The 25729-nt window shown below is 72.7% G+C and carries 21 protein-coding genes and 1 tRNA gene; 11 read left to right on the top strand and 11 right to left on the bottom strand.

Annotated features, from left to right (window positions below; translation table 11 throughout):
- Window positions 1–51: 51 nt before the first annotated feature.
- A tRNA-Cys gene (locus ACFY8W_RS30410) sits at window positions 52–126 on the bottom strand.
- A gap of 170 nt (window positions 127–296) precedes the next feature.
- On the opposite strand from ACFY8W_RS30410, the gene ACFY8W_RS30405 reads away from it, so the two are divergent.
- The 3 genes from ACFY8W_RS30405 (at window position 297) to ACFY8W_RS30395 (ending at window position 5435) form a co-directional block, all read left to right on the top strand.
- Window positions 297–1862 (top strand): MFS transporter, encoded by a 1566-nt coding sequence (locus tag ACFY8W_RS30405; protein ID WP_391112017.1) that lies wholly within the window; start codon window positions 297–299, stop codon window positions 1860–1862.
- 541 nt (window positions 1863–2403) lie between these two features.
- The gene (locus ACFY8W_RS30400) at window positions 2404–4194 is read left to right on the top strand and encodes a DEAD/DEAH box helicase family protein (protein ID WP_391112014.1); all 1791 of its coding nucleotides are present in this window, start codon (window positions 2404–2406) and stop codon (window positions 4192–4194) included.
- A gap of 599 nt (window positions 4195–4793) precedes the next feature.
- A complete protein-coding gene (locus ACFY8W_RS30395) occupies window positions 4794–5435 on the top strand; it encodes an IclR family transcriptional regulator (protein WP_384408976.1) in 642 nt (213 codons plus the stop codon).
- A 286-nt stretch (window positions 5436–5721) separates the two neighbouring features.
- Here ACFY8W_RS30395 and ACFY8W_RS30390 read toward each other — a convergent pair whose 3' ends face one another.
- On the bottom strand, window positions 5722–6801 hold the full coding sequence (locus tag ACFY8W_RS30390; protein ID WP_391112011.1) for a helix-turn-helix domain-containing protein: 1080 nt from the start codon (window positions 6799–6801) through the stop codon (window positions 5722–5724).
- Window positions 6802–6887: 86 nt separating this feature from the next.
- Here ACFY8W_RS30390 and ACFY8W_RS30385 point away from each other — a divergent pair, with 86 nt between their 5' ends.
- Both ACFY8W_RS30385 and ACFY8W_RS30380 read left to right on the top strand, forming a co-directional pair.
- Window positions 6888–8201 (top strand): acetylhydrolase, encoded by a 1314-nt coding sequence (locus ACFY8W_RS30385; protein ID WP_391112010.1) that lies wholly within the window; start codon window positions 6888–6890, stop codon window positions 8199–8201.
- Between the two features lie 9 nt (window positions 8202–8210).
- Entirely contained in the window at window positions 8211–9014 is an 804-nt protein-coding gene (locus ACFY8W_RS30380) for a S16 family serine protease (RefSeq protein ID WP_391112007.1), read from the top strand.
- Here the strand turns inward: ACFY8W_RS30380 and ACFY8W_RS30375 are convergent.
- From ACFY8W_RS30375 to ACFY8W_RS30360, 4 genes are all read right to left on the bottom strand, one after another.
- Window positions 8947–10431, bottom strand: a complete 1485-nt coding sequence (locus tag ACFY8W_RS30375; RefSeq protein ID WP_391112003.1) for an MFS transporter — start codon at window positions 10429–10431, stop codon at window positions 8947–8949. The two genes, ACFY8W_RS30380 and ACFY8W_RS30375, sit on opposite strands and share 68 nt — an antisense overlap.
- Window positions 10432–10486: 55 nt before the next feature.
- Entirely contained in the window at window positions 10487–10717 is a 231-nt protein-coding gene (locus tag ACFY8W_RS30370) for a hypothetical protein (protein ID WP_391112000.1), read from the bottom strand.
- A gap of 122 nt (window positions 10718–10839) precedes the next feature.
- Window positions 10840–11544 carry a helix-turn-helix domain-containing protein gene (locus ACFY8W_RS30365; RefSeq protein ID WP_391111997.1) on the bottom strand — a complete coding sequence of 235 codons (705 nt, stop codon included), beginning with the start codon at window positions 11542–11544 and terminating at the stop codon, window positions 10840–10842.
- A gap of 81 nt (window positions 11545–11625) precedes the next feature.
- Window positions 11626–12108: an Lrp/AsnC family transcriptional regulator gene (locus tag ACFY8W_RS30360; protein WP_384408988.1), complete on the bottom strand. Its 483-nt coding sequence runs from the start codon at window positions 12106–12108 to the stop codon at window positions 11626–11628.
- Window positions 12109–12229: 121 nt separating this feature from the next.
- Between ACFY8W_RS30360 and hppD the strand changes: the two genes are divergently transcribed.
- The gene (hppD, locus tag ACFY8W_RS30355) at window positions 12230–13375 is read left to right on the top strand and encodes a 4-hydroxyphenylpyruvate dioxygenase (protein WP_391111993.1); all 1146 of its coding nucleotides are present in this window, start codon (window positions 12230–12232) and stop codon (window positions 13373–13375) included.
- A gap of 263 nt (window positions 13376–13638) precedes the next feature.
- Here hppD and ACFY8W_RS30350 read toward each other — a convergent pair whose 3' ends face one another.
- Window positions 13639–15171 carry a hypothetical protein gene (locus ACFY8W_RS30350; protein WP_391111991.1) on the bottom strand — a complete coding sequence of 511 codons (1533 nt, stop codon included), beginning with the start codon at window positions 15169–15171 and terminating at the stop codon, window positions 13639–13641.
- 97 nt (window positions 15172–15268) lie between these two features.
- Here ACFY8W_RS30350 and ACFY8W_RS30345 point away from each other — a divergent pair, with 97 nt between their 5' ends.
- Window positions 15269–16678: an FAD-linked oxidase C-terminal domain-containing protein gene (locus ACFY8W_RS30345; protein WP_391111989.1), complete on the top strand. Its 1410-nt coding sequence runs from the start codon at window positions 15269–15271 to the stop codon at window positions 16676–16678.
- Window positions 16679–16704: 26 nt separating this feature from the next.
- On the opposite strand, the gene ACFY8W_RS30340 is transcribed toward ACFY8W_RS30345, so the two are convergent.
- Window positions 16705–17196, bottom strand: coding sequence for an SsgA family sporulation/cell division regulator (locus tag ACFY8W_RS30340; RefSeq protein ID WP_391111986.1), 492 nt, complete (start codon window positions 17194–17196; stop codon window positions 16705–16707).
- Window positions 17197–17494: 298 nt separating this feature from the next.
- Between ACFY8W_RS30340 and ACFY8W_RS30335 the strand changes: the two genes are divergently transcribed.
- Window positions 17495–19012, top strand: coding sequence for an RDD family protein (locus tag ACFY8W_RS30335; RefSeq protein WP_391111983.1), 1518 nt, complete (start codon window positions 17495–17497; stop codon window positions 19010–19012).
- Between the two features lie 273 nt (window positions 19013–19285).
- A complete protein-coding gene (locus ACFY8W_RS30330; RefSeq protein ID WP_391111980.1) occupies window positions 19286–20047 on the top strand; it encodes an RDD family protein in 762 nt (253 codons plus the stop codon).
- Between the two features lie 42 nt (window positions 20048–20089).
- On the opposite strand, the gene ACFY8W_RS30325 is transcribed toward ACFY8W_RS30330, so the two are convergent.
- Window positions 20090–20371 (bottom strand): hypothetical protein, encoded by a 282-nt coding sequence (locus ACFY8W_RS30325; protein WP_391111977.1) that lies wholly within the window; start codon window positions 20369–20371, stop codon window positions 20090–20092.
- Window positions 20372–20704: 333 nt separating this feature from the next.
- Between ACFY8W_RS30325 and ACFY8W_RS30320 the strand changes: the two genes are divergently transcribed.
- Window positions 20705–23125 carry an immune inhibitor A domain-containing protein gene (locus ACFY8W_RS30320; RefSeq protein WP_391111974.1) on the top strand — a complete coding sequence of 807 codons (2421 nt, stop codon included), beginning with the start codon at window positions 20705–20707 and terminating at the stop codon, window positions 23123–23125.
- A 144-nt stretch (window positions 23126–23269) separates the two neighbouring features.
- Entirely contained in the window at window positions 23270–23572 is a 303-nt protein-coding gene (locus ACFY8W_RS30315) for a hypothetical protein (RefSeq protein WP_384409004.1), read from the top strand.
- A 27-nt stretch (window positions 23573–23599) separates the two neighbouring features.
- Here ACFY8W_RS30315 and ACFY8W_RS30310 read toward each other — a convergent pair whose 3' ends face one another.
- Together ACFY8W_RS30310 and ACFY8W_RS30305 are read right to left on the bottom strand one after the other, a co-directional pair.
- On the bottom strand, window positions 23600–24190 hold the full coding sequence (locus ACFY8W_RS30310; protein ID WP_391111970.1) for an isochorismatase family protein: 591 nt from the start codon (window positions 24188–24190) through the stop codon (window positions 23600–23602).
- A gap of 121 nt (window positions 24191–24311) precedes the next feature.
- Window positions 24312–25640 (bottom strand): nicotinate phosphoribosyltransferase, encoded by a 1329-nt coding sequence (locus tag ACFY8W_RS30305; protein ID WP_391111968.1) that lies wholly within the window; start codon window positions 25638–25640, stop codon window positions 24312–24314.
- Window positions 25641–25729 lie beyond the last annotated feature (89 nt).

Raw genomic sequence — 25729 nt, 5'->3', positions numbered from 1 at the left:
AGGTGAGACGGGGAAAGGGGCGGCTCTCCTGGGAGAGCCGCCCCTTTTCGGTGGAGACCGTGGCGGGAATTGAACCCACGTAACTCGCTTTGCAGGCGAGCCCCTCAACCACTCGGGCACACGGTCGTGGTGGTGACGAGGAAGACGTTAGGCGGCGGGCCGGCGGGGGCTCAATGGTTTCCCGGGGGCTGCAACATGACTGCCATGTCGCGTTCATGGTCGTAGGACCAGCGGGGCAGGGCGGATACGACTCGCGACAGGGGTCATATCCCGATACGACCCTTACTCTGGGGCGTATGAGTGCCCTCGAACCGCGCGACGCCGACGCCGACGCCGACGTCGTCTCGCAGAAGTCCGCCGCCGTAGCGTCCGTCGTCGCCGGCGGCGGATCCGTGCTCGACCGGAGGCACCGGGCGCTCAGTATCGGGATCGTCTCCGTCGTCCTGCTCATCGCCTTCGAGGCGACCGCCGTCGGCACCGCCATGCCCGTGGCGGCCCGAGAGCTGGACGGCGTGCCGCTCTACGCCTTCGCCTTCTCCGCGTACTTCACCACCAGCCTGTTCGGCATGGTGCTCTCCGGGCAGTGGTCCGACCGCAGCGGACCGCTGGGCCCGCTGACCGTCGGCATGAGCTGTTTCGCGGCCGGGCTGCTGTTGTCCGGCACCGCCGGCGCCATGTGGCTGTTCATCCTGGGACGGGGCGTCCAGGGGCTGGGCGGCGGGCTCGTCATCGTCGCGCTGTACGTGGTGATCGGCCGGGCCTACGAGGAGCACCTCCGCCCGGCGATCATGGCCGCGTTCGCCGCGAGCTGGGTCGTGCCCTCCGTCGTCGGGCCGCTCGCGTCCGGGACGATCACCGAGCACCTGGGATGGCGCTGGGTCTTCGTCGGCATCCCGGCCCTGGTCGTCTTCCCGCTCGCGCTCGCCCTGCCCGCCATCCGCCGTACCGCCTCCGGGTCCGCCGACCCCGAGGCCCCCGTGGTGCCGTGGGACCGGCGGCGGATCCGGCTGGCGCTCGGGATCTCCTCCGGTGCCGCCCTCCTCCAGTACGCCGGCCAGGAGCTGCGCTGGCTGTCCCTGCTGCCCGCCGCCGTCGGTGCCGCGCTGCTCGTGCCCGCCGTACGCGGGCTGCTGCCGCGCGGCACGTACCGGGCGGCGCGCGGCCTGCCGTCCGTGGTGCTGCTGCGCGGAATAGCCGCCGGGTCGTTCATCGCGGCCGAGTCCTTCGTGCCGCTGATGCTCGTGACCCAGCGCGGCCTGAGCCCCACCCTCGCCGGGCTCTCGCTCGCCGTCGGCGGCCTGACCTGGGCGCTCGGCTCCTGGGTCCAGTCCCGGCCGGGCACCGAGCCGTACCGTGAGCGGCTGGTCGTCGTCGGCATGGTGCTGGTCGCCGCGTCGATAGCGGCCGCGCCGAGCGTCCTGGTCGAGGGCGTGCCGGTGGGGGTGGTCGCGGTGGCCTGGGCCTTCGGCTGTTTCGGCATGGGCATGGTCATCGCCTCGACCAGCGTGCTGCTCCTCAAGCTCTCGGCACCGGAGGAGGCGGGCGCGAACTCCGCCGCCCTGCAGATTTCCGACGGCCTCTCCAACGTCCTGCTGCTCGCCGCCGGCGGCGCCGCCTTCGCCGCGCTCGGCGGAGGAGCGGTGGGCCACGCCGTCGCGGACGCCGCTGCGAGCGCCGGCACCGGCGCCGGGTCCCACCCCGCCGCCTTCGCCGCCGTCTTCCTGCCGATGGCCGGCGTCGCCGTGATCGGCGGCTGGGTCGCCACCCGGCTGGGAGGCACGGGCACGGAAGCGGGCACGAGCACGGAAGCGGGCGCGGGTACGGGCAGAGGAATGGGCGTTGAGGCGCGGCAGGAGGCCTGACGGCGCCGGTCGGGAACCTGACGGCGCCAGTCCGGGTCACGCCCGCGCCGGTCGGGGTCCCGCCGGCGCCGGTCGGAGGCGCGCGGCGCCGATGGGGGTCACGCGGCGCCGGTCGGGGCCGGGCAGGGTCAGGCGGGGTCAGGCAGGGCCAGTCCATGCGGCTGCGGGCTGGACGGTCGGCTTCGAGGGCTGACGAGACCGGCAAGCTCGCGGGCCGGCTCGTTGGAGGACGGGGCCGGGATGACGGTGCGGGCGCGGGGACGGGCGCGCCGCCTGGCTCTCCTCCGCGACCTCCCTCGCCGTGAACGGAGTCGATCTCGCCGACGTCGACCACGACCACGGACACGACCGGACATACGAGCTGGTCGTAGGCCTGGCGCGCGGCGAAGTGGGGGGCATTCGCGACATTGCGGGGCGTTTGCGCGAGCTGTGAGGACTCTCTCATGAGGCGGTGGCACGGGCGTGATGCTGCCGGGTCCTCGCGGTCGCACCGGTAAGGTGGCCCGGTTGTCATATCTGGACGAGCGTCGAACCGGAGATCGTGACTACCACCGCCACCTCCTCACACCACCTCTCTCCCGCCTTCCCCGGCCGCGCCCCCTGGGGCACCGCCAACAAGCTGCGAGCCTGGCAGCAGGGCGCGATGGAGAAGTACATCCAGGAGCAGCCCCGTGACTTCCTCGCGGTCGCCACGCCCGGCGCCGGCAAGACCACCTTCGCGCTGACCCTCGCGTCCTGGCTGCTGCACCACCACGTGGTGCAGCAGGTCACGGTCGTCGCGCCCACCGAGCACCTGAAGAAGCAGTGGGCAGCGGCCGCCGCGCGGATAGGGATCAAGCTCGATCCCGACTACAGCGCCGGGCCGCTCAGCAAGGAGTACGACGGGATCGCCATCACGTACGCCGGCGTCGGCGTACGGCCCATGCTCCACCGCAACCGCAGCGAACAGCGCAAGACCCTCGTCATCCTCGACGAGATCCACCACGCCGGAGACTCCAAGTCCTGGGGCGAGGCCTGCCTCGAAGCCTTCGAGCCCGCGACCCGCAGGCTCGCCCTCACCGGCACGCCCTTCCGCTCCGACACCAACCCCATCCCCTTCGTCACGTACGAGGAAGGGAACGACGGGATCCGGCGGTCCTCCGCCGACTACACCTACGGCTACGGAAACGCCCTCGGCGACGGCGTCGTCCGGCCCGTCATCTTCCTCTCCTACAGCGGCAACATGCGCTGGCGCACCAAGGCCGGTGACGAGATCGCCGCCCGCCTCGGCGAGCCGATGACCAAGGACGCCATCTCCCAGGCCTGGCGCACCGCCCTCGACCCGCGCGGCGACTGGATGCCCAACGTGCTGCGCGCCGCCGACCAGCGGCTCACCGAGGTGCGGAAGTCCATCCCGGACGCCGGCGGTCTCGTCATCGCCTCCGACCAGGACTCCGCGCGCGCGTACGCGAAGCTCATCCGCGAGATCACCGGCACCAAGGCCACCGTCGTCCTCTCCGACGACGCCGGTGCCTCCGGCCGCATCGACGAGTTCAGCGAGAACACCGACCGCTGGATGGTCGCGGTCCGCATGGTGTCCGAGGGCGTCGACGTGCCGCGGCTCGCCGTCGGCGTGTACGCGACGACGATCTCGACGCCGCTGTTCTTCGCGCAGGCCGTCGGCCGCTTCGTGCGATCCCGCAGGCGCGGCGAGACCGCGTCCGTGTTCCTTCCCACCATCCCGAACCTCCTCGGCTTCGCGAGCGAGATGGAGGTCGAGCGCGACCACGTCCTCGACCGGCCGAAGAAGGAGGGCGAGGAGGACCCCTACGCCGAGTCCGAGAAGGAGATGGCGGAGGCGGAGAAGCAGCAGGACGAGGACACCGGCGAGCAGGACATGCTGCCCTTCGAGGCGCTGGAGTCCGACGCCGTCTTCGACCGCGTCCTCTACAACGCCGCCGAGTTCGGCATGCAGGCCCACCCCGGCAGCGAGGAGGAACAGGACTACCTCGGCATCCCCGGACTCCTCGAGCCCGACCAGGTGCAGCTGCTGCTGCAGAAGCGGCAGGCCCGGCAGATCGCGCACAGCCGCAAGAAGCCGGACACCGAGGCCGACCTGCTGGAGCTTCCGGCGGAGCGGCGGCCCGTCGTTTCCCACAAGGAGCTGCTCGAGCTGCGCAAGCAGCTCAACACGATGGTCGGCGCGTACGTACACCAGAGCGGCAAGCCGCACGGCGTGATCCACACCGAGCTGCGCCGCGTCTGCGGCGGGCCGCCGAGCGCGGAGGCGACAGCCGGGCAGATCCGCGAACGGATCAAGAAGGTGCAGGAGTGGGCGACCCGGATGCGGTGAGCCCGGCCACGAGAAACACGCGTGGGAAAGCACGCGAGAAGCACGCGGGAAGCGTGCGGGAAGCGTGCGGGAAGCGCCGTGGAACGCACGGGGGAAACGTGCGGGGGAAACGTGCGTGGGAAATGCGCATGAGGAACGCGCGCGAAGAGAAAGGCGCACGGGAATCGTGCGCGAGAAACGTGCGTAATCGCGCGTGAGAGACGGTCGAGGCCCGTACGCAGGCGGCGTACGGGCCTCTCCTCATCCCGCGGGGAGCGGGACATGGCGGCGAGGGACCAGCCCCCACGGCAGTACCTCGCTTCCTCCACGCTACGAGCTCCCGACGGGTTGTCTTGTCCGCCAAAGTCCCGCGTTCGGCCGACTTAGGTCCCGAACCGCCCGTATCCGGTCGCACGCGCCCGGATTCTGGACGAGGTCTTCCGCTGAGCGGAGAGCGCCGCTACTGTCCCGGCTCAAGCAAACGCCCCGTGGCAGCGCCGCCGCGGAGCGCAGCCGGTGTACCCCGTCCTGCCGGCGGCCTCTGACGTGCGTCGCCGATGGGACCGGTGTCGCAGCTCTCGTACGAGTCCGCTGTCACTCACTCCGAAGGAGAGGGCGTCGTGACCGCGGAGACCTCCCAGACGCTCGACCGGGGACTCAGAGTCCTCAAGCTGCTCGCCGACACCGACCACGGCCTGACCGTCACCGAGTTGTCCAACCGACTCGGTGTGAACAGGACCGTCGTCTACCGACTGCTCGCCACCCTCGAGCAGCACGCCCTGGTCCGCCGTGACCTCGGCGGCCGCGCCCGGGTCGGGCTCGGCGTGCTGCGCCTGGGCCGGCAGGTGCACCCGCTCGTGCGGGAGGCCGCGCTGCCCGCGCTGCGCTCGCTCGCCGAGGACATAGGCGCCACCGCGCACCTCACCCTCGTCGACGGGGCGGAGGCGCTGGCGGTCGCCGTCGTCGAACCCACCTGGACCGACTACCACGTGGCCTACCGCGCCGGCTTCCGGCACCCGCTGGACCGCGGGGCGGCCGGCCGCGCGATCCTCGCCGCCCGCCAGGGCGAGCTCATCGAACCCGGCTACACGCTCACCCACGGCGAGCTGGAAGCGGGCGCGAGCGGCGCTGCCGCGCCCCTGGTCGGCGTGACCGGCATCGAGGGCAGCGTCGGAGTGGTCATGCTCGCCGACGCCGTTCCGGAGCGCGTGGGCCCCCGCGTCGTCGACGCGGCACGCGAGGTCGCCGACGCGCTGAGGTAGTCGCGGACCGCGGATCGGTCGTGGACTGCGGACCGGTCGCGGACCGCGGATCGGTCGTGGACTGCGGATCGGTCGTGGACGCAGACCCGCGCGTGCCTCAGACCCGCGCGTACCTCAGACCCGCGTGGACCGTAGGCCGCAGCCTCGGGCCGCAGACCACGGGGCGCGTACAGCGGGCCGCAGACCACGGGGCGCGGACGGCGGGGCGCGGATCACGGGCCGCGGACGACGGGTCGTGGATCGCAGGCCCGCGCGTCGGCGAGCCGTTACGGCTCCGGGGCGGAGGCTACGGTGCGCCGTCGCCCGCGACCAGCGTGCCCAGGGACGTCCTCTCGTGGGTCACCGAGCGGCCCGTCCTGGTCGTCGTCAGCAGGCCCGCCGCTCGGAGGGCCGCCGCGTGGGCCGAGGCCGTCGCGTTGCTGACCCCCAGCGCGCGGGCCAGGGCCGTCGTCGTGTGGGGCCCGGTGTGGGGCCCGGTGAGGAGCCGGAGGAGTTCGGCGCGGGTGCGGCCCAGGACGCCGGCCAGGGCCTCGTCCGGGGGCGCCGGGCCGTCCGGTACGGGCGGGAGGCCCGGGCCCGCCGGGTAGGTGAGGACCACGGGCCGGCCCGGAAGGTCCTGGAGGAGCGGGCCCGCAGGGTGGTGGAAGGTCGGCAGCAGGACCAGACCGCGGCCGCCGAGGCGGACCTCACGCCTCGGCCCGTCCGGCCGGTGCCACCCCCGCTCCCCGTCCCGGTCGCTCTCCTGCTCCGGCGCCGGGCCTCGGTTCCACTCCCACACGCCCCCGTGCCCCGCGTGCAGCCTGCTGCCCGGAGCCAGGGCGGTCAGGGCGGCTGCCACGCCGTGCTCGGCCACCGTCAGGGCGTAGCGGGTGAACTCCTCGCGGTGGAGGTCCTGGATCACGGGCCAGACCGGGGCGAGGACCGACTCGTACGCGGCCCGCTGGGCGCGCCGCACGGTGCGCCAGGCCGTCTCCTCGCCCGCGTGCAGGCCCCGCAGCCACCGGGGCGCGGGCCCCGCCCCGTACACCCGCTCCAGCTCGGAGCGGACGACGCCGGGGCCGGTGGCGCGGATCCGCTCGAAGGCGTCCGGCAGCGTGTCGCCGAGCATGTCGAGGGAGGACGGCGGGCGCCCCGCCGGCACCAGGTCGGCGAGTGGCCCGGCGGCGGCAGGGAGCGCGCGCAGGACGCGGCCGCGCCACGGACCGAACAGCGGTGCCGGTGGCCCGGAAAGCGGTCCGGCCGGGGTCACGGCCGTCGTCAGGGCCGCGTGCAGCTCCTGGAGCGGGGCCGGGCGGGGCGCGAAACGGACGCGGGCGAGGTCGTCCGCGGTGAAGTGGACGCGCAGCGCCGCTCCCGGTGTCCGCACGGCTCACAACTCCTCTTCCTCCGCCAGCCTTTCGGGCAGGACCTGAAGCTTCGCACCGCCGTGGGCCCCGCGCCCAGCATGCCGGTATGACCTCTCGACGCACTCTCCTCAAGGGCGCCCTGCTCGGGACCGCCGCCGCTCTGTTGCCCACGGCCGCGCCCGCCGCCGTCGCCGGCCGCGGCCCGTTCCTCCGGCTGCCCGCGCCCACCGGCCCGTACCCCGTGGGCCTGCGCACCGTCCACCTGACCGACCCGGCCCGTACCGACCCCTGGGTGGGCGGCGTACGGGAGCTGATGCTGACCGTCCTGTACCCGGCCCGCTCCGTGCGGGGCTTCCGCCGGGCGCCTCAGCTCACTCCGGCGGAGGCCGAGGTCTTCGCCGAGTACGCGCCGAACGTCCACCCGGGGCTGCCCGGGCAGGGCGCGGTGGACTGGGGCGCGGTCCTCACCCACGGGCACGCCGGCGCGCCGCCGCTGCCCGGGCGGCGACCGGTGCTGCTGTACTCCCCGGGCGGTGGCGACTCCCGCACCCTCGGCACGAGCCTCGCAGAGGACCTGGCGAGCCACGGCCGCGTGGTCGTCCTCGTCGACCATCCCGGCGACGCCACCCAGGTGGAGCTGCCGACCGGGATGAGGAGGACCGTCCTGGCCGGACCGCCGGACCCGGCGACCTTCCGCATCATGACCGAGACCCGCATCGCCGACCTCCGTTTCGTCGTCGACCGCCTCGACCGCCTCGACCGCCTCGACCGCCTCGACCGCCTCGACCGCCTCGACCGCCTCGACCGCCTCGATCGCCTTGACCGCCTTGACCGCCTTGACCGCCTTGACCGCCTTGACCGCCTTGACCGCCTCGACCGCCTCGATCGCCTTGACCGCCTCGGCCGCCTCGGCCGCCTCGACCGGCTCGGCCGGGGCGGGTCCGGCGAGCTGCTGCCGCTCGCGCCGGTCATGGACCTGGCCCGGATCGGGATGTACGGGCATTCCGCGGGCGGTACGGCGGCGGCGTACGCGGCCCACGGCGACCGGAGGGTCCGCGCGGTGGCGAACCTGGAGGGCTACCTCGACCTGGAACCGCCGCCGGTCGGCCTCGGCCGGCCGCTGCTGCTGTTCCGCACCGACGGCTTCGCGGAGGCCGCCCGTGTCGAGTCCTCCTGGGCGGGCCTGCCCGGCCGCCGCGAGCTGCTCGCCGACGCGAACCACTGGGCCTTCACCGACTACGGCTCGCTGGTCCCGCAGCTCCGTGCCGCCGGTCTGGTGACGGCCGAGGCCCGTGCCTCGCTCGTCGGCACCGGTGACCCGGCCACCACACTCGCGACGCTGCGACGCGGGGTGGGGAGCTTCTTCGCCCGCCACCTGCCGGAGGACCGGCGCGGCGGCGGCCGGGCGGGCGCCCAGTAGATTGGGGACGTGCTCTCCCGTCTCGCCGGTCTCCCGCGCACCCGTGCCCTCGCGCTCTGCGCCCTGCCCGTCGCCGCGCTGCTCGCCGTCGCCGGGCTCGCGCCGCTGCCGTACGCCATCGCACAGCCCGGCACGACCGCCGATGTGCTCGGCAAGGACCAGGGCCGCGAGGTGATCACCGTCACCGGTGTCCCGGTCCGGCCGACCGAGGGGCAGATGCGGATGACGACCATCCTGGCGACCGGGCCGTCGACCTCGCTCGACCTGGCGGACGTGGCCGACGCCTGGTTCCGCACCGACCGCGCCGTGCTGCCGAAGTCCTCCGTCTACCCGACGGGCAAGTCCGACGAGGAGATCGAGCAGCACAACCTGGGCCAGATGAAGGAGTCGCAGGACGCGGCGACCCTCGCCGCCCTCGGCTATCTGAAGCTGGACCCGAAGAAGGTGAAGGTCACCCTCCACCTCGCCGACGTCGGCGGCCCCAGTGCCGGGCTGTTGTTCTCCCTCGGCATCGTCGACAAGATCGACGGGGACGGCGACGGCGGCGAGCTGACCGGCGGCCGGACCGTCGCCGGTACGGGCACGATCGAGCCGGACGGTACGGTCGGCGCGGTCGGCGGCGTGTCCCTGAAGACGCAGGCCGCCGCCCGGGACGGTGCCACCGTCTTCCTGGTGCCGAAGGCCGAGTGCTCCGACGCGCAGGCCGAGCAGCCGAAGGGGCTGCGGCTGATCCCGGTGACCACGCTCAGCGACGCGGTGTCGTCCCTCCGGGCGCTGGAGCAGGGTCAGGAGTCGCAGGTCCCGAGCTGCTAGAACCTGTCCCGGGCGGTATTCCGTCCGTCGGGCGACCGAGGTCCGCCTCCGCCCCGGCCACGGTCGGGGCTTCCGCCTTCGCCGGGACCGAGATCGAGGCCGAGGCCTTCGCGTTCGCTTGCGCCTTCGTGTCCGCCTGCGCCGCCGGGGCGTCCAGCTCCCGCCAGACCGGGAACAGCAGCGGCGACAGGGTCGCCAGGACGAACGCCCCGCCGACCGTCAACAGCGCCGCCGTGATGCCCACGCTCTCGACCAGGAGGCCGGCCGTCAGGCCGCCGAGCGGAGTGGTGAGCAGAACGGAGGCCGTGCTGGCGCCGCCGACGCGGCTGCGCAGCTCCTCGGGCACCACCTCGTAGAAGGCGGTCGTGAGGATCGGGTTGAGCACCCCGGCGCCCAGCCCGCCGAGCGTCGCGGCCACGAGCATCGGCGGGATGGTGTCGGTGAGCGCGGCCGTGATGATGGGCGCGCCGGATATCAGGAAGCCCGCGGTGAAGACGGGCCGGCGCGGGAAGCGGTGGCCGATCGCGCCGTAGAGCAGCGCGCCCGCGAGGGCGCTGCCGCCGAAGACGGCGACCAGCAGACCCTGCGCCGCCGATCCGCCGAGCTCCTCGCGGGCGTGGATCGGCAGCAGCACCGCGCTCCAGCTCAGGGCGAGCCCGTTGGTGACCGTCACCATGAGGTTGACGGCGAGCAGCAGCCGGGTGCGCAGCAGGAAGGAGTAGCCCTCGCGCAGGTCGGCGCGGTAGGTGGTGAGGTTCAACGCCGGTGCGTCGCGCGTGGGTTCGGCGGCCGGGATCCCGCGCAGGCCGGCGAGGACGAGCAGCGCGGAGACCAGGAAGGTGACGGCGTCGACGTACAGCACGGTGTCGGCGCCTATCAGTGCCACGAGCAGGCCGCCGACCGCGGCGCCCGTCATCCGTGCGCCGCGCGAGACGGCGTCGTAGAGGCTGGCGGCGCGGGACAGCTGGGTGCCGGCGTGCCGGGCGAGGTCGGGGACGAGGACGTGGCGGGCGGTCTCGCCGGGCGCGTGGAAGAGGCCGGTGACCGCCATGAGCGCGCACAGCATCCAGAACTGCAGCAGGCCGGCCCGGTTGAGCAGCGGGATCGCGGCGAGGGCGAGGGCGCAGACCAGGTCGGAGGCGATGGAGACCCGGCGGCGGCCGATCCTGTCGATGACCGGGCCGCCCGCGATGGCGGAGACGACGACGGGCGCTGCGGCGCAGAAGGCGACCAGGCCGGCCTTGCCGGCGCTTCCGGTGGTCTCCAGGGCGAACCACGGGACGCCGATGAGGGTGAGCGAATTGCCGCTGATGGAGACGGCGTTGGCCGACAGGACGGCGGTCAGGGGCAGCCGCGAGCGGGAGTCCGCGTGCGGATCTGCGAGTGACTGTGGGCGTGACGGATTGCGCGCGGGCACGGTGGTTCCCCCGGTGTCGGTTCTCGGTTCTCGGCTGTGGGTTGTCGGTCGTCGATCAGGCCATGGCGGCGTGCGCGGTGCGGGCGGCGCGTGCGGCGGTGACGCGCCGGGCCCGCGGCAGGGCGAGCGTCAGGCCGAACTCGACGAGTCTCCAGCCGAGTCGGACGCGTAAGGGAGTGGCGGGCGCGAGGGGCGGGCTGGACGTGACCGGGGAGGTGCCGGCGGCGGTCCGTGCGCGTTCGGCGGAGTCGAGGTGGTGCAGCGTCAGATGGATGTCGGCGTGCATGGCGGTGGCGGCCCTTCCGGTGGATGCTGCGAGGGCTGGGCTGGGCTGGGCTGGGCTGGGCGAGGGCGAGGGCGAGGAGGAGGCTGAGGGCGAGGACGAGGGTGAGTGCGAGGGAGACGGGGTCAGTTGACGCCGTCCTGCGGGAAGGCGTGCAGGTGCATCCGTATCCGCTGGGTCTGCGTGCCCTCGGGGTCGGCGTGGACGCGGTACTCCTCGATCAGGTCGTGGATCTTCGTGTTGAGCTCGTGGGCACGCTTCGGGGAGAGGTGGAGCGTGAAGTCGCTCATGTCGGAGGAGTCCTGCCAGACCTCGTCGAACTGGTGGCGGGTGCCGAGGTAGGTGTTGAGCTCCTGGGTGTGGATGTTCGCGATCTCGTGGAGGAAGACCTCGACGGCACCCTGGACCTCGGGGTCGGGGTTCTTGTGCAGTGACACGTCGAAGCAGGTGCCCTGCTGGGATGCCTTCCACCAGCGCTCCCGGCCCTTGCCGAGCTCCGGCGCGTCCTCGACGAAGCCGTGGGCGGCGAGCTGGCGCAGGTGGTAGCTGGTGGCGCCGCTGGACTCGCCGAGCCGCTCGGCGAGTCGGGACGCGGTGGCCGGGCCGTGGTGGCGCAGGGCGCGCAGCATCTGGATGCGCAGGGGGTGGGCGAGGGCCCGCAGGGAGCGCGGGTCGAGGACGCGGCTCCCCGGAGGGGTGGGCGTCCCGGACGCCCCGGTCCCACCCGCGTGCTCGGTCTCCTTCTCGTCCGTGCGCTTCGTCTCGTTCTTGCGCTCTGGCTCGTGCGCGGGCTCTGTCTCGTCCGCGCGGTCGGTCGCGTTCTCGGGCATGACACAACAGTAGAGTTGCAAAGAGACCGCTGCAAGGGTTTTTTGCAGAACTTCTTTGCAACTCCGCTATGGGTCCGAGGGCTACCGCGGCGGCTCCCGGTCCTCCGCTGCCTGTTCCACCAGCGGGATGATCCGCAGCGGGACCGGGTTCTCCATGACGATCGCCGTGGAGGCCCGGACGATGCCGTCGAAACCGACGACCCGGTCGATCACCCGTTGGAGGTCGGCGTTGGAGCGGGCCACGAGCCGGCACAGCATGTCGCCGTGACCGGTCGTGGTGTGCAGCTCCAGCACCTCCGGGACGGTCGCCAAGTGCCCCCGCACGTCCGCGCCCTGGCCCTGCTTGATCTCCAGGGTCGCGAAGGCGGTGACCGGGTAGCCGAGGGCCGCGGGGTCGACCTGGGGGCCGAAACCGCGGATGACCCCGTTCGACTGGAGCCGGTCGAGCCGCGCCTGGACCGTGCCACGGGCCACGCCGAGCCGCCGCGAGGCCTCCAGGACCCCGATCCGCGGCTCGCGCGCGAGCAGCGCGATCAGCCGGCCGTCCAGATGATCGATCGCCACAGAGGCCTCCCGATGGTCATGATGTACAAGTCGCCCGTTCATACTGCCCAGTCGCTGTACAGATTGACCAGCGGAACAAGAAACTATTGCGCAGCCTGACGAGCAGCGCGACTCTGCTCCCATGACTGAGACCATCGATCACACCCCTTCCACCGCGCGTGAGGCCGATCCCTTCCCGGTCAAGGGAATGGACGCGGTCGTCTTCGCCGTCGGCAACGCCAAGCAGGCCGCGCACTACTACTCCACGGCCTTCGGCATGAAGCTGGTCGCCTACTCCGGACCGGAGAACGGCAGCCGCGAGACGGCGTCGTACGTCCTCACCAACGGCTCCGCCCGTTTCGTGTTCACCTCCGTCATCAAGGCCTCCACCGACTGGGGCCACTTCATCGACGAGCACGTCGCCCAGCACGGCGACGGCGTCATCGACCTGGCGATCGAGGTGCCGGACGCGCGCGCCGCCTACGCCCACGCCGTCGAGCAGGGCGCCACCGGCCTCGTCGAGCCGTACGAGCTGAAGGACGAGCACGGCACCGTCGTCCTCGCCGCCATCGCCACGTACGGCAAGACCCGCCACACCCTCGTCGACCGCTCCGGCTACGACGGCCCGTACCTCCCCGGGTACACCGCCGCCGCCCCGATCGTCGAGCCGCCGGCCAAGCGCACCTTCCAGGCCATCGACCACTGCGTCGGCAACGTCGAGCTCGGCAAGATGAACGAGTGGGTGGCCTTCTACAACAAGGTCATGGGCTTCACCAACATGAAGGAGTTCGTGGGCGACGACATCGCGACCGAGTACTCGGCGCTGATGTCCAAGGTCGTCGCCGACGGCACCAAGAAGGTCAAGTTCCCCATCAACGAGCCGGCGATCGCGAAGAAGAAGTCGCAGATCGACGAGTACCTCGAGTTCTACGGCGGCCCGGGCGTCCAGCACATCGCCCTCGCCACCAACGACATCGTCGCCACCGTGCGCGCCATGCGCGCCGCCGGCGTCGAGTTCCTCTCCGTCCCGGACGCGTACTACGACACGCTCGGCGAGTGGGTCGGCGACACCCGTGTCCCGATCGACGAGCTGCGCGAGCTGAAGATCCTCGCGGACCGCGACGAGGACGGCTACCTGCTGCAGATCTTCACCAAGCCGGTCCAGGACCGCCCGACCGTCTTCTTCGAGATGATCGAGCGCCACGGCTCGATGGGCTTCGGCAAGGGCAACTTCAAGGCCCTGTTCGAGGCGATCGAGCGCGAGCAGGAGCGCCGCGGCAACCTGTAGCCGCGCCTTCCCCCGAGACGAGGGGCCCGGCCCCGGGGCGACACCCCGGGGCCGGGCCCCTGCCACGCCCCGGCGCACGCCGACCGCGCCCGGGGCATCCCCGGTGACACCCCGGGCGGGTTACGGGGGGCTCGCCCGGGGGCCGTCGGACGCACGACGGACAGGAGCGGGGGACGTGGAGGGAACCGCGTTCGGGACGTGACGCGTGATTTGTGGCGCGGAGTCCGCGCTCGCACGTCTTCCGGACCAGACCGCGCCGTAGATCATGCAGTCCCGGACGCGGTTCCCGGAACGGCCCCCGCGCCACCACCTCCGCCGGCCTCCGGCACGTTGGGCTTCACCGCACCCTCCGGTTTCACCGCACCCTCCGGTTTCACCGCACCCTCCGGCTTCACCGCGTCCCCAGCCCGCGCGTCCCCCGGCCGTACGTCATCCGCCCGCACGTCCCTCGGCAGTTCGTCCGGCGGGTCGCCGAGCGCCTTGACGGCCTGCTTCGCGCGCGGCGCGAACAGCGGGGAGAAGGACGGGTTGGTCCGCACCGCCTCCGCGAGGTGGCGGCGGGCGGGGCCGTAGTCCTCCAGGGCCCGCTCGATCTCACCGCGGTGGTACGCGAAGAGCGCGCTGCGCAGCCCCTCGTCGGTGGCCCGCTTCGCGAACTCCAGGGCCTCCTTCGGCTCGCCCGACCGGAAGAGGGCCCAGCCGAGCGCGTCCGCGACCTGCACCGACCGGTGCCCCCGCGCCCACTCGGCGCGCAGCCGCCGCACCGCCGCCGCCGGGTCGCCGTGGTCCGCTTCGAGCAGCCCGAGCACCACCTCCGCGCCCGGCCAGGCGCCGGTCCGCAGCCGCTCGTACAGGGCCTGCGCCTCCTCGTCCCGGTCCAGCGCCTCGTGCAGCTCGCCCGCCTCCAGGAAGTACTCCGGCAGCGGCAGCAGCTCCAGCGCGGACCGCCAGTCGCGCACCGCCTCCCGCGTCCGGCCGAGCGCCGCGAGAGCCCGCGCCCGGCCCGCGAGTGACGGGCCGTGCCGGGGTTCGAGCCCGAGCGCCGCCCCGTACTGCGCCAGCGCCTCCGCCGGTTCGCCCCGCTCCCACGCGAGGTCGCCGAGCCGGGCGAGCGCCGCCGCCTTCTCCGCGTCCGTCGCGGCCAGCGCCACCGCGTCCGTGGCCGCCGCGCCCGCGTCCTCGCGCCAGCCGCGGTTGCGGTACAGCTGCGCCGAACGCGCGCTGACCGCCGCGCCCGAGTGCAGCTCGGTCAGCTTCTCCGTCGCCTTCCCCGCCGCCTTGTAGTCGCCGAGGCCGTTGTACGCGTCGATCAGCACCGGATACACCGGCCAGCGCTTCGGGTCCGCCTTGCGCACCCGCTCGCCCCACTCCCTGGCCGACTTCCAGTCGCCGCGGGCGTTCGCGAGCGCCGCCATGCCCAGCTGGGCGTCCAGGTTCCCGCGGCCGGCCGGCCGCACCGCGAGGGAGCGCTTGAGGGCCGCCTCCGCGCGCGGCAGGTCCGCGGGGTCGGCGCGCCGCAGACCACGCTCCGTGTAGGCCGCGCCGAGCACCGCCCATGACGCCTCGTCACCGGGATGGGCCCGAAGCCACTTCTCCCGGTCGCCGATCAGCGCGACCAGATCGGGCAGCGCCGCCTGCGCGCCCGCGTTCGCCGCCTCCGCGGCCCGCTCGGCGGGACCCGGTGCGGGCGGCGGCGTCCGGCCGACCAGCTCGGGCACGTACAGCAGCGCCGCCGCCGCGAGCACCGCGGCGGCCCCGCCGGCGAGGACCGCCCTCGACACGTTCTCGGTCTTCATGGCGCTCACTGTGCGCCCGTACGCGGCTGTACGAAGAGCACACGAGCGCCCGTTCCGGCGGGTTCACACCGATGGCCCCGGGTGCCACGCTGGAGGCATGGACGATCTTCAGCAGGACGATGTTCAGCAGGATCCTCGGCGGGCCGACCTCGTGGCGCGGCTCCGCGCCGGGCTCCCCGCCGACGCCGTGCTCACCGACCCGGACGTCACGGCCTCCTACTCCCGCGACATGGCGAGCTTCTGCACGGCCGGCACCCCCGCGGCCGTCGTGCTCCCGCGCACCGTCGAACAGGTCCAGCACGTCATGCGCACGGCGACCGAGCTGCGCGTCCCGGTCGTCCCGCAGGGCGCCCGCACCGGTCTGTCCGGCGCCGCCAACGCCTCCGACGGCTGCGTCGTGCTCTCCCTCGTCAAGATGGACCGCATCCTGGAGATCAGCCCGGTCGACCGGATCGCCGTCGTCGAACCGGGCGTGGTCAACGCCGTGCTGTCCCGGGCCGTCGCCGAACACGGCCTGTACTACCCGCCGGATCCGTCCAGCTGGGAGATGTGCACCATCGGCGGCAACATCGGCACCGCCTCCGGCGGCCTGTGCTGCGTCAAGTACGGGGTCACCGCCGAGTACGTGCTCGGTCTCGACGTCGTCCTCGCCGACGGGCGGCTGCTGCGCACCGGCCGGCGCACCGCGAAGGGCGTCGCGGGGTACGACCTGACGAGGCTCTTCGTCGGTTCCGAGGGCAGCCTCGGCATCGTTGTCGGGGCCGTCCTCGCGCTGAAGCCGCAGCCGCCGGCGCAGCTCGCGCTCGCCGCCGAGTTCCCCTCGGCGGAGGCCGCCTGCGAGGCGGTCTGCGCGATCATGGAGCGCGGCCACACGCCGTCGCTCCTCGAGCTCATGGACGGCACCACCGTCCGCGCCGTCAACCGGCTCGCGCACATGGGTCTGCCCGACAGCACCGAGGCGCTCCTGCTGTGCGCCTTCGACACCCCTGACCCGGCCGCCGATCTGGCCGCGGTGGGAGAGCTGTGCCGGGCCGCCGGGGCGACCGAGGTCGTACCGGCCGAGGACGCCGCCGAGTCCGAACTGCTCCTCCAGGCGCGCCGGCTCTCGCTCACCGCCCTGGAGACCATCAAGACGGCGACGATGATCGACGACGTGTGCGTGCCGCGCACGAAGCTCGCCGCGATGCTCGCGGGCACGGCGGACATCGCGGAGAAGTACGGGCTGACGATCGGGGTCTGCGCGCACGCGGGCGACGGCAACACCCATCCCGTCGTCTGCTTCGACCACGCCGACGAGGACGAGTCGCGCCGGGCGCGGGAGTCCTTCGACGAGATCATGGCGCTCGGGCTCGCGCTGGGCGGCACGATCACCGGTGAGCACGGGGTGGGCGTGCTGAAGAAGGAGTGGCTGGCGCGGGAGCTCGGGCCGGTGGGCGTGGAGCTGCAGCGCGGGATCAAGAAGGCCTTCGACCCGCTGGGCCTGCTGAACCCGGGCAAGCTCTTCTGACGCTCGCGATCCGTCTCGTACGGGGCTCACATCTCGCCCTCGGTGGACTCGTCCGACGGCCACGGGTCGCTCAGCCACAGCTCGTCCGCGATGACCGTAGCGGCGAGGAGCTCGGCCAGGCCGTCGTCGATGCCGAGCTGCTCGCTCTCGGTGCCCGGCGGGACCGCGCGCAGGGTCCGCTCCAGCCAGGCGGACACCTGCGCGGACGGCGCCTCCAGGAGCGCGTCGCCGTCGGGGGACGAGAGCGCCATGAGGATGACGTTGCGGCCCTCCACCTTGGTCGGCCAGATCCGGACGTCACCGTGGCCGCAGGGCCGGAAGACGCCCTCGACGAGCAGCTCGCGGGCGAAGGTCCAGTTGACCGGGTGCTCGGAGCCGACGTGGAAGGTGATGTGGACGGCGTACGGGTCGTCCACGCGGTAGGCGAGCCGGGCCGGCACCGGGATCGAGCGCTCGGGGGAGAGGACGAGCTTCAGCTCGAGCTCGCGCTCGACGACGTTGTTCTCGGTGTTCTGCATGGTGCTGCTGCCTCTCTCTCGGTACAGGCCCGCGGTGGGCTTCACCAAGGGAGAGAGGGGTCGGATGCATCCATTACGCGACTTCCCGAAAGTTTCCGAGGAATTTTTTCCCAGGGCCCGAGGATCACCCTCCGTGACGAAAGGGCGGGGCTGTCCCTCGAAGGCGGCCTTTCTGGTGGGCTCCTTGTCCCTGCGGCGGCGTTCTTCGTTACTGTCCTCCTTGGGCTCGGCGCGGTCGGCGCGGTCGGCGCGCGGCCCGGGCGGACCAAAGGCGTTGTGACTGAACGGAGTCGGGGCAGTGGCTACTCCTCCTGGAGGCGGCGGAGACGTACCGCAGGCGGGCTACTACCCGGATCCGTCGATTCCGGGGTACATCCGCTTCTGGAACGGCGGCGCCTGGGTGCCCGGTACGAGCCGCCCCGCGCCCAAGGAGGGTGAGGCGCTCCCGGCACCGCCGGTCGCCGTGGCGCCCCAGCTGGCCCCGAGCCCGGCCCCGGCCCCGTCCGTGCCGTCGGCTCCGGCGGCCCCGGCCGTGCCCGCCGTCGAGGAGACCGGGCCGCTCTTCTTCGACGAGGACCCGGCCCCCGCCGAAGCCCGCCCCCAGCCCCCGGCCCAGGACCAGGACCAGCTCCGGTCCGCGCCCGCTCCCGGGCCCGAGCCGACGGCCGCGCCTCAGGAGCCGGCCTCGGCCTGGCAGGCGAGCACCTCCCGGCAGACCGGCTTCGGCGGCGAACGCGACCAGAAGGTGTCGTGGGGCTCGGCCGAGGACCCGCGCGCGGCGGCTGCCTGGCCGGCGGCCGGCGCACCGCAGCCCGAGAGCCGGCCCGCGAGCGGCGGGGTCTCGATGCGCCGTGAGGCGCCGGCTCCCGCGGTCGAGCAGCCGGAACCGGCGGCCCCGGCCCCGGCCGCCGCGTCTGCCGCCCGGCCCGCGCAGCCGGCCGCTCCGGCCGCCGCCCCTACACCGGCCCCCGCCCCCGCACCGGCGCCGCTTCCGGCTCCCGCTCCCTCCCCGGCTCCGGCACCCGCCCCCGCTCCCGCGTGGCCCGAGGCCGCCGGCAGCACGCCCGCGGCGGAGGCGCCGCCCGCGCAGACCGGTCTCCCGGGCCAGCGGCTCGGCGGCATGCCCGTCAACCCGGCGCCCGCCCCGGCCTCCTGGGCCCCGCAGCCTCCCGCCCCGGCCCAGCCGCAGCCCCGGCCCCAGGCCCCGGTCCAGCCCCAGGCTCCGGTTCAGCCGCAGCCCCGGCCGGCCGCCGCGGCGCAGGACCCGCAGCCCGTCGTGCCGTGGAAGCCGCCCGTCGAGGACGTGTTCATGTCCGCCGCGCGGGCGCAGGCCGCGGCGAAGCCGGCCGGGCTCGGGCGGCGTCTGCTGGCGCGGCTGGTCGACGGGGTCGTGCTCGGTGCGCTGGTCGGCGCCGTGTCGTACCCCTTCGTTACGGCCGCGCTCCAGCACATCGACGAGAAGATCGAGGCCGCCAAGCAGTCCGGCGTCACCGTCCAGGTCTGGCTGGTCGACGGCACGACCTCCGTGCAGTTCGGGATCGTGCTCGCCGCCTTCCTCGTCCTCGGCACGCTGTACGAGGCGGTGCCCACGTCCCGCTGGGGCCGCACGCTCGGCAAGAAGCTGTGCGGGATCGAGGTCCGGGACATCGAGGCGCACGAGCCGCCGACCTTCGGCGCCGCGCTGCGCCGCTGGCTGCTGTACGCCGTGCTCGGGCTGCTCGGCATCGGAGTGCTCAACGTCATCTGGTGCGTGTTCGACCGGCCCTGGCGCCAGTGCTGGCACGACAAGGCGGCCGGCACCTTCGTGGCCCGCTAGGCCCTGTCGTCGAACTCCCGCCCGCCCCGCGACGCCGTGCACGCGCTCTCGCCGCACCGGGCACAAGACCGAGTACGTCCCGTACGAGGCCTTGCGCCCGGCACGCCGCGAGTACGCACCTGACGCCGCAGGGCCGCCCTCCGGGTGACGACGGGAGTTCGACGACAGGACCCAGGGGGCGTCCCGGGCCGCCCGTCCGTACGCCGCGCCCGCCGTCCCCCGAACGGCGGGCGATCGATTGCGGGGGTCCGGAGCCCGGGGTGCACTGCCCCCATGAGCAACGATCAGCCGCCGCCGCCCCCAGGTCAGCCGCCCGACGACGATCCCTTCCGGAAGAGGCCGCCGGACCAGCCCCCGCCCTCGGGGGAACAGCCGCCGCCTTCGGGTGAACCGCCCCCGCCCCCCTCGGGCGGGCAGCCCCCGCCGGGAAACCCGTACGGGACGCCTCCGCCGCCGCCACCGTCCTACGGCGGAGGCGGCGGACCCTACGGCGGAGGGGGCGGCGGGCCGTACGGCGGTGACCCGTACGGCGGCGGGCCCTACGGCGGCGATCCGCTCGCAGGGATGCCGCCGCTGGCCGACTCCGGCAAGCGCATCGCCGCCCGGGTCATCGACTGGCTGATCATCGCCGTGCCGCTCGCGATCATCGGCATCCCGTTCAAGGTGTACGAGCGCGCCGGCGACGGCAACGACTGGGACGACACCGTCAACAGCCTCAACGGCGGCGGGCAGCTGGTCTTCCAGCTGATCACGATCGTGGCGTACGTCGCTTACGACACCGTCATGACCGCCAACAAGGGCCAGACGCTCGGCAAGAAGTGGATGAAGCTGCGGGTCGCCATGCTGAACGACGGCTCCACGCCGCCGATGAACGCCTCCCTCATCCGGGCGATCGTGCTCTGGCTGCCCGCGCTGATCTGCTGCGCCTGCCTGTGGCCGTTGCTCCTGCTGATCCTGATCCTCGTGGACAAGCCGTTCAAGCAGGGCCTTCACGACAAGGCGGCCAAGACGGTGGTGGTGTCCGTACCGCAGTAGCCGTACCGCGGAGGTCACCAACCGCCCGAAAGGGACGTGCGCTTACGAACCGATCCGGGTGTCCGCCCCGGCCCCCACGGGCGGGGCGGACACCCGGATCTCCTCGTTCCCGAGGGTGGGCGAAGGGGTGGCGGCCGAGGTCTTGACGTGCCGCGCGCGCACCGGCATCGTCACCGCCACCAGCACCCCGAGCATCAGGCCCGCGGCGGAGATCGCCGCGATGCCCAGTGTCGTGGTGGTGCCGGCGAGCAGCAGCAGGGCGACGGTCGAGAGCACGACGGTGGCCGAACCGTAGGCGTACTGTGCGGCGTTCGGTCGCTGCATGGCGGTTACCGTCCCTCGGGGCGCGTGGCGAGTGCGACTCTATGACGGTGGATGCCCGGCCGCACCGGAAGTAAGCGTGACCTAACCCACGCCGCCGATGCACGGGGGGCGCAGGGGCGCACAGTCACGGCGAATATGCGGTCGACGAAAGTTAGTTCCATGTTCGACTATCGGAAACTCGCTCCCGCATAGTGCAGTTGGCCTGCTCAAGTCAAGATCTGTCTTTTCTGCTTCAACTCCGGTCGAATGTCGTCACTTGTGACGCGTCACCCGTTCGGCGGACACCCCACCACCGATCCGCCGCGCGAGGTGCGCCGGGGAGGACAGAAACAAGTGAACAACAGACGACGGGCGATCCGGACGTCCGCGATCGTCGTGGCGCTCGCCGCCACGGCCGCCACCGCCTCGACCCTCGGTACCGCGTGGGCCGCTGACCACGACTCCGCACCGGCCGCTGCAGCGGCGGCCCGGGCGAACGCGGTGGACGCGACCTCGGTCGACCACGACCTCGAGGGTCCGTTCAGCAAGCAGCAGGAGCAGCAGCGCCAGGCCGCCATCGAGCAGGTGCTCAACGGCGAGACCAAGGTCGAGCGTCGCAACGGCTCCCAGGTGGTCAAGCTCGACAACAGGAAGTACGTCGAGCTCGCCCGCGAGAAGACCGACAAGATCTTCACCATCCTGGTCGAGTTCGGCGACCAGGTGGACAACACCACCCTCGTCGACCGCAAGGACGACGAGACGGACGAGCTGAAGCCGAAGTACGGCGGCCAGCCCGGCCCGCTGCACAACCAGATAGCCGAGCCGGACCGGTCGAAGGACAACTCGACGGCCTGGCAGGCGGACTACAACCGGCAGCACTTCCAGGACCTCTACTTCGGCTCCGGCAAGGACAAGAACGGCAAGCCGAAGGAGTCCCTGAAGACCTACTACGAGAAGACCTCGTCCGGCCGGTACTCGGTCGACGGCACGGTCACCGACTGGGTCAAGGTCCCGTACAACGAGGCCCGCTACGGCTCGAACTACTGCGGCCAGCACAACTGCGGCAACGTCTGGGACACCGTCCGCGACGGCGTCACCGCCTGGGCCGCCGACCAGAAGGCCAAGGGCCGCACCGACGCCCAGATCAAGGCCGACCTGGCGCAGTACGACCAGTGGGACCGCTACGACTTCGACGCCGACGGCAACTTCAACGAGCCCGACGGCTACATCGACCACTTCCAGATCGTCCACGCGGGCGAGGACGAGTCGGCCGGTGGCGGCGCCGAGGGCACCGACGCGCTGTGGGCGCACCGCTGGTACGCGTACGGCACCGACGCCGGCAAGACCGGCCCCGAGGGCAACAAGGCCGGTGGCACCCAGATCGGCAACACCGGCATCTGGGTCGGCGACTACACGATGCAGCCGGAGAACGGCGGCCTCGGCGTCTTCGCCCACGAGTACGGTCACGACCTCGGTCTGCCGGACCACTACGACACCGCGGGCGGCGAGAACTCGACCGGCTTCTGGACCCTGATGTCCTCCGGTTCCTGGCTCGGCACCGGCAAGGACACCATCGGCGACATGCCGGGCGACATGAACGCCTGGGACAAGCTCCAGCTCGGCTGGCTGAACTACGCCAAGGTCAACGACTGGCAGCGCGGCACCAAGACCACCCACAAGCTGGGCGTCTCGGAGTACAACACCAAGCTGCCGCAGGCGCTCCTCGTCGAGCTGCCCAAGAAGGCCGTCACCACCGACGTCGTGGCCCCCGCCGAGGGTGCCACCCAGTGGTGGAGCAACATGGGTGACGACCTCAAGAACACCCTGACCCGTCCCGTCGACCTGACCGGCAAGTCGTCGGCCTCCCTGGAGCTCCAGGGCTGGTACGACATCGAGCTGGACTACGACTACCTCTACACCGAGGTGTCGACGGACGGCGGCGCCAACTGGACCGCCGTGGACGGCACCGCCGACGGCAAGCCGCTCCCGCGCGACGCGTCCGGCGCCCCGGCGCTGACCGACGTCTCCGGCGCGCACCAGAAGCTCGTCTACAACCTGGACGCCTACGCGGGCAAGAAGTTCGACCTCCGCTTCCGCTACCAGACGGACGGCGGCGCGGGCGGCAAGGGCTTCGTGGCCGACGCCATCACGCTGACCGCCGACGGTGCCGCCGTCTTCTCGGACAACGCCGAGAACGGTGACAACGGCTGGGTCGCCAAGGGCTTCTCGCGCATCGGCAAGGGCTTCACGAAGGAGTACGAGCAGTACTACATCGCGGAGAACCGCCAGTACGTGTCGTACGACAAGACCCTCAAGGTCGGCCCGTACAACTTCGGCTTCACGGGCGACAAGGCCAGCTGGGTCGAGCACTACCCGTACCAGAACGGTCTGCTGATCTGGAAGTGGGACCTGTCCCAGAAGGACAACAACACCTCCCAGCACCCGGGCAAGGGCCTGATCCTTCCGGTCGACTCGCACCCGAGCCCGCTGAAGTTCCGTGACGGCAGCCTGATGCGCAACCGCGTCCAGGCCTACGACTCGCCGTTCACCATCGCCCGTACGGACGGCTTCCAGCTGCACCTGAAGAACGAGGCGGCGTGGGTCCCGTCGCAGGCCGGCAACCCGGTCTTCGACGACAAGAAGGGCGTGTACTGGTTCGCCGAGAACCCGCGCGCCGGTGTCCAGGTAACTGACACCAACACCAAGATCCAGGTCGTCAAGGAGCCGAAGGACGGCCAGACCGTCACGGTCCAGGTCGGCCCCTCGGTGAAGTAAAACCGAATTCTCCTGCGTTCTCGCAGGTCAGAGCATGATCGGCCGTCGCCCTCTAGCGGGCGGCGGCCGATCGTGTTTAGGTGCGTCTTACGGCCTCGGCCGCCCGACCTTATTGACAGTCGTTCCACGGGGGAGTGGTTCCGCATGCCCAACGGAGGGTTCAGCAGACTGCCCGGAGGCAGTGTCGTCGTCGCCATAGGGCTGCCCAGTCCGGCCGGTGACGGCGCCACCGTGCGCTTCCTGGTGCACGCGGCGAACCGGGCACGCGCCCTGACCCGGCTGCGGAACCTGGGCCTGCGCGCCGTCTACCTCCGCGGCAACACCGAGCCGCCCACCCCGGACGAGATCACGGCCGTGCTGCACCACCCGGACGGGCTGCTGTGGCGGAGCACCGCGCAGGAGCTCTGGCACCCGGTACGGTCCCTCCCCAAGGCGCCCGCGGCCTGAGGCGCCCGCCGGCGCCCGGCGCCCGGGCTACGAGGCGACGACCGGCCTGCCGGTCAGCGCCACGCCCGCCTCGCGCAGCTCCTCCAGGGCCCGGTCGGTGGTCTCCTTCGCGACCCCGGCGGTCAGGTCGAGCAGCACCTGGGTGCGGAAGCCCGCGCGGGCCGCGTCCAGGGCCGTGGCCCGGACGCAGTGGTCGGTGGCGATGCCGACCACGTCGACCTCGGTGACGTCCCGGGAGCTCAGCCAGTCGCTGAGCAGGGTCCCGTTCTCGTCGTGCCCTTCGAAGCCGCTGTAGGCCGCCGCGTAGGCGCCCTTGTCGAAGACCGCGCTGATCGCGCCGCTGGCGACGGCGGGGGCGAAGTTCGGGTGGAAGCCGACGCCCTCGGTTCCGGCCACGCAGTGCCGCGGCCAGGAGTCGACGTAGTCGGGGTGGTCCGAGAAGTGCTCGCCGGGGTCGACGTGGTGGTCGCGGGTGGCGATGACGTACCGGTAGCCGGCCGAGGCCTGGCTGACCAGGTCGGTGATGGAGGCGGCGACGTCGGCACCCCCCGCCACCGCGAGGCTGCCGCCCTCGCAGAAGTCGTTCTGAACGTCCACAACGATCAATGCGCGGTGCATGGCGGGTGTCCTTAGCGAGGCGGCCTTGGGTCGGATTCGAGCCTAGAGACTTCCCCCTCCCTTCGGGAGGGGGCGCTCTGGGGCGTTACGGGCTGTCCGGCGGTTCGGGGCCGGGCCGGCCCTACACGTACTCCGTCGGCAGGACCGGTTCGCCGCGCGACAGCTGGGTCGCCGACAGCGGCAGCGCGGCGAGGGCCGCGGTGTGCCGGGACCTGGCGGCCTCCAGCGGCTCGCGGGCCACCACGTCGCCGCCCTTGACCAGCTCGACGAGCAGCTGCCGGTCGACCAGCTCCGGCGGGACCGGGCCGGTGCCGACCACCTCGGCCTCGGCGACGCCGGCGGCGTCGGTCCGGCGGGCGGCCCACTTGCGGCCGCCGACGGAGGCCTTGCCGCCCACGGACTTCTTGGCGACCGGGACCAGCGGGGCCTTCGGGTCGGCGGACGCGGCCCGGGCGACCAGCTTGTAGACCATGGAGCAGGTCGGGTGGCCGCTGCCGGTGACCAGCTGGGTGCCGACGCCGTACGCGTCGACCGGCGCGGCCGCGAGCGAGGCGATGGCGTACTCGTCGAGGTCGGAGGTGACCACGATCTTGGTGTCCGTCGCGCCGAGCTCGTCGAGCTGCGCCCGCACCCGGTGGGCGACGAGCAGCAGGTCGCCGGAGTCGATCCGGACGGCCCCGAGCTCCGTCCCGGCCACCTCGACGGCGGCACGGACGGCCTCGGCCACGTCGTAGGTGTCGACCAGGAGCGTGGTGCCGCGGCCCAGCGAGTCGACCTGGGCCCGGAAGGCGTCGCGCTCGGTGTCGTGCAGCAGGGTGAAGGCGTGGGCGGAGGTGCCCACGGTCGGGATGCCGTAGCGGAAGCCGGCGGCCAGGTCGGAGGTGGAGTCGAAGCCGCCCACGTAGGCGGCACGGGCGGAGGCGACGGCGGCCAGCTCGTGGGTGCGCCGGGCGCCCATCTCGATCAGCCGGCGGCCGCCCGCGGCCGAGGACATCCGGGAGGCGGCGGCGGCGATCGCGGAGTCGTGGTTGAGGATCGACAGGATCACGGTCTCGAGGAGCACGCACTCGGCGAAGGAGCCCTCGACCCGCAGGAGCGGCGAGCCGGGGAAGTACACCTCGCCCTCGGGGTAGCCCCAGACGTCACCGGAGAAGCGGTAGCGGGCGAGCCATTCGAGGGTCGGCTCGTCGACGATGCCGTGCTCGCGCAGGAAGCCGAGCACGCCGTTGTCGAAGCGGAAGTTCTCGACGGCGTCCAGGACCCGGCCGATGCCCGCCACCACGCCGTAGCGCCGCCCCTCGGGCAGCCGGCGGGTGAAGACCTCGAACACGGACCTGCGGTCCGCGGTACCGGCCCTGAGGGCCGCCTGGAGCATCGTCAGCTCGTACTGGTCGGTGAAGAGCGCGGTCGACGGCACGTCCACCGGCAGCCCAAGGTCCGCAGCGTTCATGCGATGAGCGTACCGCACTATTCGTCACTCTGACGAATACCCTGGCCGTGAGGGTGACCCGTTTGTGCGACGGGCCGGTCGGGGTGGCA

The organism is Streptomyces sp. NPDC012637, assembly GCF_042954805.1.
GTDB lineage: Bacteria > Actinomycetota > Actinomycetes > Streptomycetales > Streptomycetaceae > Streptomyces.
Note: the sequence above shows the minus strand (reverse complement) of the source record. Positions and strands in the feature narration are given on the sequence as shown.